Source organism: Pseudomonas sp. FDAARGOS_761 (genome assembly GCF_013343155.1).
GTDB classification, from domain to species: Bacteria; Pseudomonadota; Gammaproteobacteria; order Pseudomonadales; family Pseudomonadaceae; genus Pseudomonas; species Pseudomonas aeruginosa.
The window spans coordinates 4,119,022-4,131,256 of sequence record NZ_CP054572.1; the positions used below are offsets into that span (position 1 = coordinate 4,119,022).

Genomic DNA, 12,235 nt, shown 5'->3' on the forward strand with positions numbered 1-12,235 from the left:
ATGAGAAAGAACCTCGGCAAGTGGCTGCTGGTCTGGCCGCCGCAAGCGTATCTGCTGTTCTTCTTCCTGGTTCCGGCGCTGATCATGCTGTTCGCCTCGTTCCGCTTTCCCGGCGACTACGGCGGCCTGGCGCCCTGGATGTACAGCGAGGACGGGCAGACCGTCTACGACCTCAGCGTGGAGAACTACACCCGGCTCACCGAGAGCTGGGTGTACCTGCAACTGTTCGTCAAATCCTTCGGTTACGCCCTGGTCACCACCCTGGCCTGCCTGCTGCTCGCCTACCCGGTGGCGACCACCCTCGCCCGGGCCCCGGCGAAGTGGCGCAACCTGCTGATCCTGCTGGTGATCCTGCCGTTCTGGAGCAACCTGCTGGTACGCGTCTACGCCTGGATGATCATCCTCTCGCCGTCCGGTGCCCTGACCCGCGGGATCAACGCCGCGCTGGACCTGTTCGGCGCGCAGCCGATCAGCCTGATGTTCACCCCGTTCGCGGTGATCCTGTGCATGGTCTACGTGCACCTGCCGTTCATGATCCTGCCGCTCTACGCCAACCTGGAGAAACACGACCCGGCCCTGCTGGACGCCGCCCAGGACCTCGGCGCCGGTCGTTGGCAACGCTTCTGGCGGGTGACCTTCCCGCTCTCGCTGCCGGGCGTGGCCGCCGGCGCGGCACTGGTATTCATCCCGGTGCTGGGAATGTTCGCCATCCCCGACCTGGTCGGCGGTACCGACGGCATCATGATCGGCAACCTGATCAAGAGCCAGTTCCTCGACTCCCGCGACTGGCCGTTCGGCAGCGCGCTGTCGATCGCCCTGACCGGCTGCATCCTGCTGCTGGTCGCCCTCGGCATGGGCGCCGCGCGCGCCCGCAAGGGAGGCGCCCATGCGTAGGCCCTACCTGCTCTGGAGCGCCACCGCGCTGGTGTACCTGTTCCTCTACGTACCGCTGGTGATCGTGGTGCTGTACTCCTTCAACGACTCGCGGCTGAACGCCGAGTGGGTCGGCTTCACCCTGGACTGGTACCGCAAGCTGTTCGGCAATCGCGACATGCTCCAGGCCGCCGCCAACTCGCTGGTCATCGCGCTGGTTTCGGCCAGCGTGGCGACCCTGCTCGGCACCCTCGCCGGGGTCGCCCTGCATCGCTTCAAGCTGCGCGTGCTGCCCCTGCTGGTGCTGACCCCGATCGCCATTCCGGAACTCCTGATGGGAGTCTCGCTGGTGATCTTCTTCATCGGCCTGAACATGAGCCTGGGCATGCTCTCGGTGACCCTCGCGCACATCACCTTCTCGGTCGGCTTCGTCGCCCTGGTGGTGCAGGCGCGCATGTCGGGCATGGACGAAAGCCTCACCGAGGCGGCCCGCGACCTCGGTGCCACGCCCTGGCAGAGCTTCCGCCTGGTGACCCTGCCGCTGATCATGCCGGGCATCGTCGCCGGCGCGCTGATGGCCTTCACCCTGTCCATCGACGACTTCGTGATCACCTTCTTCACCGCCGGCGGCGGCTTCGCCACCCTGCCGACGCAGATCTACACCATGATCAAGATCGCCGTGACGCCCGAAGTGAACGCCGTCTCCACCCTGCTGATGCTGCTCACCCTGGTGCTGATCGTGATCGCCTCGAAACTCTCCCCCAGCGCCATCAAGGGCCATTGATCCGCCGAAACCCGCGGGCCTCCCGGAGAGGCCCGCGGCCTTGCCCTGCTCCGGTTTCCGGAGCCCTGCCACCCCGTAACAAGGAACCATGATGAAAAAGCTGTTGCTCGTCGCAACCCTCATGGCAGGAGCCGCCCAGGCCACCGCCGCCGAGAAGCTGTATCTGTTCAACTGGAATGACTACATCGCCGAGGACACAGTGAAACGCTTCGAGCAGCAATGTGGCTGCGAGCTGGTGCAGGAGTTCTATTCCGGCACCGAGGAAATGATGGCCAAGCTGGCCGCCGGGGCCAGCGGCTACGACGTGATCATCCCGACCCAGAACGCGGTCGAGGCGCTGATCCGCAAGGGCGACCTGCTGGAGCTGGACAAGAGTCGCCTGGCGAACCTGAGCAACGAGGCCGCGGGCTACCTCGACAAGGATTTCGACAAGGGCAACCGCTATTCCCTGCCCTACGCCTTCACCACCACCCTGGTCGGCTACAACAAGACCGAGCTGGACAAACTGGGCATCGACCCCGCCGACTGGTCGGTGATCTTCGACCCGGCGGTCCTGGAGAAGATCAAGGGCAGGGTCACGGTGATGGACGACCCGCAGGAACTGTTCGGCGCCGCCCTGAAGTACCTCGGCCACTCCGCCAACGACACCGACCCGCAGCACTGGAAGGAAGCCCAGGCGCTGATCCTCGCGGCCAAGCCGTACTGGGCCGCATTCAACTCGTCGAGCTATATCAAGGAGCTGACCCTGGGCAACATCTGGGTCGCCCATGGCTACTCCAGCGACATGTACCAGGCCAGGGCCGACGCGGAGGCTGCCGGCCGCGCCTTCAAGGTCGACTTCGCCCTGCCCCGCCAGGGCGCGGTACTGGCCATCGACAACATGGTGATCCACAAGGGCTCGAAGAACCCCGACCTGGCCTACCGCTTCATCGACTTCATGCTCGACGGTCGGAACGCTTCCGAGCTGACCAACCAGATCGGTACCGGCACGCCCAACGCCGCCGCCCTGCCCTTCATCAGGCCGGAAATCAAGACGCTCGCCGCCCTGTTCCCGGACGCCGCCACCCAGGCCAGGCTGGAGCCGCTGAAGGACCTGAACTCGCGCCAGCGACGCGCCCTGAACAAGCTCTGGACCGAGATCAAGCTGCGCTGATCCGCACCGCTATCGACGAAAGGGCGACCCTCGGTCGCCCTTTTGCGTTTCCGTGCCCCGCCCCGAACGCGGTAACATGGCGCCCATTCGCCACCGTCCGTCCCGGGAATGGGCCGACGGAAACAATTCGCCCCCTCCATCGGTCGAATCCGCTTATTGCCCCAGGAGATCTTCGATGTCGCGCTTCATGGCCCTTGCCCTTTGTTTCGTCCTGCCCACCGCCGCCCATGCCGCCTCGCTCAAGGATTTCGAACTGAGCAAGATGCTGGAGAAAGTGGCCAAGGAAAGCAGCGTAGGCACTCCCCGCGCCATCAACGAAGACATCCTCGACCAGGGCTACACCGTCGAAGGCAACCAGTTGATCAATCACCTCAGCGTACGCGCCAGCCACGCCGAGCGCATGCGCTCCAACCCGGACAGCGTGCGCAGCCAGCTCGGCGATAGCGTGTGCAGCAACACCGGCTATCGCCAGTTGCTCGCCCGCGGCGCGATCCTCACCTACAGCTTCACCGAGTACAAGACCAACCAGCCGGTCGCCACCGAACGCTTCGATGCCGGCAGCTGCCGCATCCAGGGCAAGAAGTAAGCGCGCCGCGCGGTCGCCATGCTGGACAAGCAGCATCTGCTGAAGATCGCCAGGACGCCGATGCCGTTCGGCAAGTACCAGGGACGGATGCTGGTCGACCTGCCGGAGGAGTACCTGCTGTGGTTCTACAAGAAAGGCTTCCCGCCCGGTGAACTCGGGCGGCTGATGCAGTTGACCCTGGAACTGAAGATCGACGGGCTGGACGGGCTGCTCAAGCCGCTTCGTCCCCCCGCTCCGTAGGCGAATGACGTCGCCGACGCTATCCGCCGATACCCTGCCCACACCCAGCCTTCGCCAGACACCCGCCCCCGTTCGGCAGGGCGAATAACGCCACAGACGTTATCCGCCGATACGCAGCCGAACTCAGCGCAACAACGCCGGATCGCCCTTGCCGGCCACCGCCGCCGCCTCCTCCGGGGTCAGCAGCGCGGTGCGCGGGACCTCCATCAAGCGGGCGCAAGCCGCCAGCACGTTGCCCCAGCAGGCGCGGTTGGCGAACTGCATGCCCGCCTCGTCGAGGGTGCCGCCGCGGTTGCGATAGCCGAGTACCGAGGTGCGCCGGGCATCCGGCAGGATCGGCCAGAGATGCCCACGCGCCACTTCCGCACGCATATGGGTGAGCAGCACCCGGCGCTCATGGCTATCCGGGAACAGTCGTTCCACCAACGCCTCGTCGGCCACCGCCTCGACCTCCCAGCGATCGCGCGGCGCGCGGAAGCGTCCCGGCTCCTGCAGGTAGACCAGCCGGTAGGCCTGCCCGGCCTCGGCCAGGCGCTGCGCTGCGCGGCGCATCTGTTCGAGCTGGTAGCTGCCGTTGGCGATCAGCAGCAGCGGATCGGAGCCGCAGCGCTCCTCGACCAGGATCGCGCCGTCGCGGGCCAGGCGCTCGGCCTGGACGGCGTCGAACGCCATCGGCCGGTCGCGCTTGGGGATCACCAGGCAGGCCAGTTGCCCCCGGCTGCGGTAGATCGTCGGTAGCAGCGCCAGGGCGCTGTTGTGATCGGCCGGGAAGAGCACCCGGACCATGTCGCTCATCTCGCCAAGCAGGGCCTCGCAGAAGGTGGTGTCCTGGTGCGACTGCTGGTTCTTGCCGTTCTCCCAGGTATGCGAAGTAGCGACCAGCGGCCAGCCCAGCCAGCCGGCCGGACGCCCGACTTCCTTCTGCTGGCGGGCGAAGATCAGGGTCTGGCGCACCGCGCCGAGCATCTTCACGCAGAACGCCTCGTAGCTGGCAACCAGGTTGAGTCCGCCCTGGTTGGCCAGGCAGGCGGACACCACCGCCTCCTCGTTGAGCGCGGTGATGACCCGACCGCTCACCGATTCCAGTTCGCTCTCCGGCTCGCTGACCCGATGCTTGAGCGCCTTGAGCACGCCGCCGAGGCGGTTGCTGGCCAATTCGTCGGGATTGCCGACCCGGGCGCGCAGGTCGGGGTTGGCCTCCACCAGTTCGGTATAGAAGCGGTCCAGCGCGGCCATCGGCGAGCAGGCGTCGTCGCGATAGCGCAGCGGCGGGATGATCGGTTCGATGGGATGGCGCAGGGCCAGCGGGTTGTCCCGTTCGAGGGGACGCTCGCCGCGCTGCTCGGCGAACAGCCGGCGGGCCAATTCGAGAGCCTCAGGCTCGACCCAGAGTTCATTTGCATGCTGGTTGAACAGTTGCCGGGCCTGTTCGTCGTTATGCGGATTGCCCGGCAGCGGCAGGTTGTGCGCGGCGTTGCTGCCGGCGCCATAGAAGCCGAAGCCCTTGACCGTCTCGGCGATGCCGTAGGGAATCGGCAGCGGGTAGCGGAGGATGCCGCTGTTCTTCTCCTGCACGCGCCGCTCCAGGCGCTGCTCCATCTCCCAGAGCGTACAGACGAAGGCGGCCGGGTCGCGCCCATCGAAGCTGATCGGATCGAAGCCGCAGCGGCGCAGATGCAGCTTGAAGCCCTCCAGCCCCTCATGGGTGCCCAGTTCGGTGCGCTGCTCGATGCGCCGGCCATTGGCGATCATCACCGGCAGCGCCGCCCCGCAATCCTCGGCTCGCCACCAGCGCGGAATCCAGTCGCTGCCGCGCTGTTCCTCGGCGGCACCATCGGAGAGGAACGCCACCAGGGTCTCGCCGGGCAGCGGCATGTGCGCGTACTGCAATTCGGCGAAGCCGAGGTAGCCGCCCTCGGCGATACCGCCGGCGGTATGCGGATTCACGTGGCTGCCCAGTGGCGCCGCCGGTGCGCCGTTGGGGGCCTGGGCATAGCCGTAGAAGTCCTGCAGCAAGCGGTTCAGCCCTTCCTCGCCGTCGGCATAGGCGCGCTCCTGCTCCGGGTGCAGGTTGCCGGTGAGGACGTTCAGCGCGTCGATGGCGGCCACGCAATGGCCCTGGCCCATCAGCCAGGCGCGAGTCTTGCCGGTCAGGACGTTGAGTGCCAGATAGCCGGCGTAGGCCGGGACCATGTTCAGGGCTCCGCCGGTGTGGCCCTCGGGCTGTGTCTTGAAATCCTCGGCCTGCAACGGCTGGCCGTCCAGGCGGATGCGCCGGGCGTAGGTCATGTGCACGACGATGCGCAGGGCGCTGGCGGTCAGCCGGTCGAGGGCGCGGAACAGCTGGTAGACGCTGGCCAGGTCCGGTTGCAGCCCGGCTTGGACCAATTGATGAGCGGTGCGGAACACGGCGGCGCGGGTCTCTGCGCTATGCTGGAGCGGACCATGGCCTTGCAGCCACGCGGCAAACGCCGGCTCGGCCGCCGCATGGGCAAGCAACTCGTCCTGACTGGGCAGAATCTGACTCATGGTGGGTAGCCTCCCTAGTGGTGCCTTGCAGTCTAGGCAGCACACGGCAAAGGGCGCTGACCTGCATCAAGCTCCCCGCCCCCGATTCGTTCACCCTGGCCCTGTACGAAGGTTCCATGGCATTCCACGATCCCCGAAAGGTATCGGGGTGTCGACAGAGCTCTGACGGAGGAGGCTCGATGGCATCACTGACGTTTCTAGGCGCCGCCCAGGAGGTCACTGGCTCCTGTTATCTGCTGGAAACCCTCGATGGCGTAAAGGTCCTGCTCGAATGCGGCATGCGCCAGGGGCGCCGCGAAGCCGACAACGGCAACCGCGCGCCCTTCCCCTTCGATCCCGCGAGCATCGACGCGGTGGTCATCTCCCACGCCCACCTGGACCACAGCGGCCTGCTGCCGCGCCTGGCGGCCGAGGGCTTCAAGGGCCCGATCTTCGCCACCGAGGCCACCTGCGAACTGCTGGAACTCATGCTGCTGGACTCCGCGCACATCCAGGAAAAGGACGCCGAGTGGGAGAACCGCTGGCGCAACCGGATCGGCAAGCCGAGCATCAAGCCGCTGTATACCCAGGCCGACACCGAACGCGCGCTCAAGCTGCGCCGGCCGATCAGCCTCGGCAGCACAGTGGCGGTCGCTCGCGGCGTGCGGGTGACCTTTCACAACGCCGGGCACATCCTCGGCTCGTCGATCGTCGAAGTGCAATTCCACGACCAGGTGCAACCGCGCCGCCTGGTGTTTTCCGGCGACCTCGGCAACACCTGCTCGCCGTTGATGCGCGCGCCCTCGCCGCTGAGCCGGGCCGACGTGGTGATGCTCGAATCCACCTACGGCGATCGCGATCACCGCGACAGCAACGACACCCTGGAGGAACTGGCGGCGATTCTCGACCAGGCGCATCGCGACGGCGGCAACGTGCTGATCCCGTCGTTCGCCGTCGGTCGCACCCAGGACCTGCTCTACTACCTCGGCCGCTTCTACCAGGAGGGCCGCCTGCCTCAACAGGCGGTATTCCTCGACAGCCCGATGGCCGCCCGTGCCAATGGCATCTACCTGCGCCACAGCAACGAGTTCGACGACCGCGACCGCGAGTACATTCGCGGCACCGGCACCACCCGCCTGGAGGAATGGCTGCCGGTGCTGCGCGTCACCCGCAGCGCCGACGAGTCGATGGCGATCAACCGGATCAAGAGCGGCGCGGTCATCATCGCCGGCAGCGGCATGTGCACCGGCGGCCGTATCGTCCATCACTTCAAGCACAACCTCTGGCGCCCGGAATGCCATGTGGTATTCCCCGGCTTCCAGGCGCGCGGCACCCTGGGCCGCAACATCGTCGACGGCGCCAGCGCGGTTCGCGTGTTCCACCAGCGCATCGCGGTCAAGGCGCAAATCCATACCCTCGGCGGCTTCTCCGCCCACGCCGGGCAATCACAGCTGCTCGACTGGGTCGCTCACTTCGCCCACCGTCCAGCGCTATACCTGATACATGGCGAGCGGGAAAAGATGGAAGCGCTGCAGGGCGCGATCCGCGAGCGTCTCGACTGGGATGCCGAGATACCGAAACCCGGCGAACGCATCGAGATCTGAGCCGCCGTCCGCAACTGTCACGCAGTCCGTGGCAGTATGCGGATGACCGCCTGTCCAGGGTGGTTGTAGAAGGAGTATGCGAATGCCCTACGAAGCCGATGACTATCTTTCCCGGCACTTCCAGACCAGCGGCACCGACCTGGCGCGGAAGGTCGACGAACTGGCGGCCCTTGCGGCTCCCGGCGACAGCCCCAATCTCGCGCTCTACCGCGAGATGCTCTTCACCGTGACGCGCATGGCCCAGGCCGACCGCAACCGCTGGGACGCCAAGATCATGCTGCAGACCCTGCGCGAGATGGAGCATGCCTTCAGCGTCCTCGAGCAGTTCAAGCGGCGACGCAAGGTCACCGTGTTCGGCTCGGCGCGCACGCCGGTCGAACATCCGGTCTATGCCCTGGCGCGCAAGCTGGGCGAGGAACTGGCCCGCTACGATCTGATGGTGATCACCGGCGCCGGCGGCGGCATCATGGCCGCCGCCCACGAAGGCGCCGGGCTGGAGAACAGCCTGGGCTTCAACATCACCCTGCCCTTCGAGCAGCACGCCAACCATACGGTGGACGGCAGCGGCAACCTGCTGTCGTTCCACTTCTTCTTCCTGCGCAAGCTGTTCTTCGTCAAGGAAGCCGACGCCCTGGTGCTCTGCCCCGGCGGCTTCGGCACCCTCGACGAGGCGCTGGAAGTGCTGACCCTGGTGCAGACCGGCAAGAGCCCGCTGGTGCCGATCGTGCTGCTCGACCAGCCGGGCGGCCGCTACTGGGAACACGCCCTGGAGTTCATGCAGGAACAGTTGCTGGAGAATCACTATATCCTGCCGGCCGACATGCGCCTGATGCGCCTGGTGCATTCGGCCGAAGACGCGGTGAAGGAAATCGCCCAGTTCTACCGCAACTTCCACTCCAGCCGCTGGCTGAAAGGCACGTTCGTTATTCGCCTGAACCACGCCCTGAACGAAGCCGCGCTGGCGCACCTGCACGAACACTTCGCCAGCCTCTGCCTGAGCGGCGGCTTCCAGCAGCAGGCCTACAGCGAGCAGGAACAGGACGAACCGGAGTTCCGCAACCTGACCCGCCTCGCCTTCGTGTTCAACGGGCGCGACCAGGGGCGTCTGCGGGAATTGCTGGACTACATCAACCTGCCGGAAAACTGGGACTGAAGCTGCCGCTCCGGCACGCGCTCAATCGTCGCTGCGACCGTTCAACAGGCGGCTGATCGACTCCATGGAGTAACCCCGGTACGCCAGGAAGCGGCCCTGCTGGGCCTTTTCCCTGGCGTCCTGCGGCAGGCGGGCGAACTTGCGGCGCCAGACCTCGCGCAATTGCGCACTCCAGTCGACCTCGCAGGCACCCAGCGCCCTTTCGATATCGGCGCGCGGCAGACCGCGTTGCGCCAGTTCCTCACGGATGCGCAACGGCCCATGGCCGCTACGGGCGCGACTGGCGATGAAGCTTTCGAGATAGCGGGATTCGTCGAGCAGACCTTCCTCGGCCAGGCGGTCGAGGGCAGGGTCGATCAACTCGGCAGACGCGCCACGCTGGCGCAACTTGCGGGAAAGCTCGGCGCGCCCGTGCTCACGGCGCGCCAGCAGATCCATGGCCGCCCGCCGCACGGCGACGGGCGTATCGAGCACGGTCGCCATTGGCCTCAATCGGCTTCGGCGTCAGCCACTTCTTCGGCGTCGGCCTTCACCGGACCGCTCTTGGCCAGCAGCTGGTCGCGGATGGTCTTCTCCAGCACCGAACCGATCTCCGGATTGTCTTCCAGGTACTTGGCGGCGTTCGCCTTGCCCTGGCCGATCTTGCTGCCCTGGTAGCTGTACCAGGCGCCGGACTTCTCGACCAGGCCCAATTGCACGCCCAGGTCGATGATCTCGCCGGTACGGTAGATGCCCTTGCCGTAGAGGATCTGGAACTCGGCCTGGCGGAACGGCGGGGAAACCTTGTTCTTCACCACCTTGACGCGGGTTTCGCTACCCACCACCTCGTCGCCTTCCTTCACCGCGCCGGTACGACGGATGTCCAGGCGGACCGAGGCGTAGAACTTCAGTGCGTTACCGCCGGTGGTGGTTTCCGGGTTGCCGAACATGACGCCGATCTTCATGCGGATCTGGTTGATGAAGATGACCAGGCAGTTGGCGTTCTTGATATTGCCGGTGATCTTGCGCAGCGCCTGGGACATCAGGCGTGCCTGCAGGCCGACGTGGGCGTCGCCCATCTCGCCTTCGATCTCGGCCTTGGGTACCAGCGCGGCCACGGAGTCGACGATGATCACGTCGACCGCGTTGGAGCGCACCAGCATGTCGGTGATTTCCAGGGCCTGCTCGCCGGTGTCCGGCTGGGAGACCAGCAGGTCGTCGACGTTGACGCCCAGCTTGCCGGCATAGTCGGGATCGAGCGCGTGCTCGGCGTCGACGAAGGCACAGGTGGCGCCCTGTTTCTGGGCCTCGGCGATCACCGAGAGGGTCAGGGTGGTCTTGCCCGAGGATTCCGGACCGTAGATCTCGACGATCCGGCCCTTGGGCAGGCCGCCGATGCCGAGGGCGATGTCCAGGCCCAGGGAGCCGGTGGAGATGGCCGGGATCGCCTGGCGCTCATGGTCGCCCATGCGCATGACCGCGCCTTTGCCGAATTGGCGTTCGATCTGTCCCAGGGCCGCGGCCAGGGCGCGCTTCTTGTTCTCGTCCATTGAAGTCCTCGCGAAGTCAGGGCGGCCGGACGGCCACGAACAACTGTATAAGTAGACAGTATTATTCCACAGGGCAAGTCGCTCGCCTACCCCCGACGGGAAGAATGTTCCGAACGGTTGCCCGCAGGCGCGGCTAGCCCGGGTTCTCGCCGTTGCTCATGCGCAGCAGGCCGGTCAGCGCGGTCGCCACCGTCTGCCGGCGCACGGCGTCGCGGTCGCCGTTGAACTGGCAGCGCTCACTGACCAGCCGCTCGCCGTCGGCCCAGGCCAGCCAGACCGTGCCTACCGGCTTTTCCGGCGAGCCGCCGTCGGGCCCGGCGACACCGCTCACCGCCACCGCGAAACGCGCCCCGCTGTGCCGCTGGGCGCCGCGCACCATGGCCTCGACCACTTCCCGGCTGACCGCGCCGACTGCCAGGAATAGCGACTCGGGCACCTCCAGCTGGAGGGTCTTCTGGCGGTTCGAGTAGGTCACGTAGCCAGCCTCGAACCAGCCCGAACTCCCCGGGATGCGGGTGATCGCCTCGGCGATGCCGCCACCGGTGCAGGATTCCGCCGTGCTGACCTGCTCGCCCAGGTAACGAAGGCTTTCGCCGAGGCGGGCGGCCAGTGCGGTCAGGTCGGACTCCATCAGGGTCATCACTGTTCTCCAGGGTAGAAACGGAAAGGGACTACCCTACACCATCGGCTTTTCCATTCAGAAGCAGCTTTCGGACAAGCGCAACCGCGCGAAGGCAGCGAATGCGCGAACATGCGTGCTCCATCACCGTCCAAGGAAAGGCACCCCATGAACATCGCGCCACTCAAGGTCTTTCTGCTCTCCCTCGCCATGCTCCTCTCCCCCGTTGCCAGCCTCCCTGCCCATGCGGCCTGCACCGCCAACCTGGCCCTGCAACCCGCCAGCAGCCCGCCCGCCCTCGGCGGGCGCCTGGTCTACCACAGCTATATGGAGTACGGGGACGGCTCCTCGAACCTCTACCTGCACGATTTCAAGAGCAAGAGCACCCGCCAGCTCAACCAGCCCGGCTGGAACATCGAGGACCCGATGAATGCGCATTTCTCCCCGGACGGCCGCTACCTGACCTTCATGGGCCGCCAGAATGGCGCCTGGCACGTGTTCGCCTGGGCCATCGGCGGTACCCAGGCGCCGAGCAACCTGACCGCGGCCATCGGCGGTCGCAACGAGGACCCGAAGTTCTCCTTCGACGGCCGCCAGGTCGTGCTCAAGCACGAGGGCGACATCCGCCTCGCCACCCTGGTCTTCAATGGCGATGGCAGCGTCGGCGTGAGCGCCTGGAAAGCCGTGACCGGCGACGGCTGGAGCACCGAGGAGTCGATGCCGTTCCTCACCCCCTCAGGCAAGTACGTGGTCTACGCGACAGGAGCCGGCGACAGCCTGCGGGTGGTGCGCAGGAACCTGGAGAACGGCCAGGTCAACCCCCTCGCCACCCCGGCCGCGGGGGGCCGCGACTATTACCCGGTAGTACGCGACTACACCGCCTACTTCCTCTCGCGCACCCAGCCGGCCGGCAACGACCAGTTGGCCATGGTCGTACCCAACAGCCCGCCCGGCACCCCGGCGATCCTGCCGCTCAACCACTGCCAGGGCGACAATTCCGATGCCGCGCCGGTGAACGAGGACTACCTGATCTTCTCCAGCACTTCGTTCGACCCGACCTACAGCCTGCTCCTCGGCGACATCACCGCGGCGCGGGTCTGGCGTCTCGACCCGGCGCAGATCAACCTGCCCGACGGTCGGCAGAAGCTCGGCGCCAGCTATACCGCGGCACGCTGAAAGCAGCCCG

Annotated in this window: 12 protein-coding genes; 8 read left to right on the forward strand and 4 right to left on the reverse strand. The window is 66.5% G+C overall.

Annotation, left to right across the window (positions count from 1 at the left end):
• From FOC67_RS19170 to FOC67_RS19190, 5 genes are all read left to right on the forward strand, one after another.
• Nucleotides 1–894, forward strand: coding sequence for an ABC transporter permease (locus FOC67_RS19170; RefSeq protein WP_003092241.1), 894 nt, complete (start codon nucleotides 1–3; stop codon nucleotides 892–894).
• A complete protein-coding gene (locus tag FOC67_RS19175; RefSeq protein WP_003092244.1) occupies nucleotides 887–1,657 on the forward strand; it encodes an ABC transporter permease in 771 nt (256 codons plus the stop codon). Before FOC67_RS19170 ends, FOC67_RS19175 begins: the two co-directional genes overlap by 8 nt.
• Nucleotides 1,658–1,745: 88 nt before the next feature.
• Nucleotides 1,746–2,810: a spermidine/putrescine ABC transporter substrate-binding protein gene (locus tag FOC67_RS19180; RefSeq protein WP_029610729.1), complete on the forward strand. Its 1,065-nt coding sequence runs from the start codon at nucleotides 1,746–1,748 to the stop codon at nucleotides 2,808–2,810.
• A gap of 175 nt (nucleotides 2,811–2,985) precedes the next feature.
• A complete protein-coding gene (locus tag FOC67_RS19185) occupies nucleotides 2,986–3,396 on the forward strand; it encodes a quorum-sensing-regulated virulence factor family protein (protein WP_003092248.1) in 411 nt (136 codons plus the stop codon).
• 18 nt (nucleotides 3,397–3,414) lie between these two features.
• Nucleotides 3,415–3,636: a DUF3820 family protein gene (locus FOC67_RS19190; protein WP_003092249.1), complete on the forward strand. Its 222-nt coding sequence runs from the start codon at nucleotides 3,415–3,417 to the stop codon at nucleotides 3,634–3,636.
• A 123-nt stretch (nucleotides 3,637–3,759) separates the two neighbouring features.
• Here FOC67_RS19190 and FOC67_RS19195 read toward each other — a convergent pair whose 3' ends face one another.
• The gene (locus tag FOC67_RS19195; protein ID WP_009313550.1) at nucleotides 3,760–6,165 is read right to left on the reverse strand and encodes a D-xylulose 5-phosphate/D-fructose 6-phosphate phosphoketolase; all 2,406 of its coding nucleotides are present in this window, start codon (nucleotides 6,163–6,165) and stop codon (nucleotides 3,760–3,762) included.
• Nucleotides 6,166–6,344: 179 nt separating this feature from the next.
• Here FOC67_RS19195 and FOC67_RS19200 point away from each other — a divergent pair, with 179 nt between their 5' ends.
• Both FOC67_RS19200 and FOC67_RS19205 read left to right on the forward strand, forming a co-directional pair.
• Nucleotides 6,345–7,748 carry an MBL fold metallo-hydrolase RNA specificity domain-containing protein gene (locus FOC67_RS19200; RefSeq protein WP_009313549.1) on the forward strand — a complete coding sequence of 468 codons (1,404 nt, stop codon included), beginning with the start codon at nucleotides 6,345–6,347 and terminating at the stop codon, nucleotides 7,746–7,748.
• A gap of 82 nt (nucleotides 7,749–7,830) precedes the next feature.
• Nucleotides 7,831–8,901, forward strand: a complete 1,071-nt coding sequence (locus FOC67_RS19205; RefSeq protein WP_003092255.1) for an LOG family protein — start codon at nucleotides 7,831–7,833, stop codon at nucleotides 8,899–8,901.
• 21 nt (nucleotides 8,902–8,922) lie between these two features.
• Here the strand turns inward: FOC67_RS19205 and recX are convergent, their stop codons facing one another.
• The 3 genes from recX to FOC67_RS19220 form a co-directional block, all read right to left on the reverse strand.
• Entirely contained in the window at nucleotides 8,923–9,384 is a 462-nt protein-coding gene (gene recX / locus FOC67_RS19210) for a recombination regulator RecX (RefSeq protein WP_003119355.1), read from the reverse strand.
• Between the two features lie 5 nt (nucleotides 9,385–9,389).
• Nucleotides 9,390–10,430 (reverse strand): recombinase RecA, encoded by a 1,041-nt coding sequence (gene recA, locus FOC67_RS19215; protein ID WP_003092260.1) that lies wholly within the window; start codon nucleotides 10,428–10,430, stop codon nucleotides 9,390–9,392.
• Between the two features lie 133 nt (nucleotides 10,431–10,563).
• Nucleotides 10,564–11,070: a CinA family protein gene (locus FOC67_RS19220; RefSeq protein ID WP_003129950.1), complete on the reverse strand. Its 507-nt coding sequence runs from the start codon at nucleotides 11,068–11,070 to the stop codon at nucleotides 10,564–10,566.
• 147 nt (nucleotides 11,071–11,217) lie between these two features.
• On the opposite strand from FOC67_RS19220, the gene FOC67_RS19225 reads away from it, so the two are divergent.
• On the forward strand, nucleotides 11,218–12,225 hold the full coding sequence (locus FOC67_RS19225; protein WP_009313548.1) for a TolB family protein: 1,008 nt from the start codon (nucleotides 11,218–11,220) through the stop codon (nucleotides 12,223–12,225).
• Nucleotides 12,226–12,235: the final 10 nt, after the last annotated feature.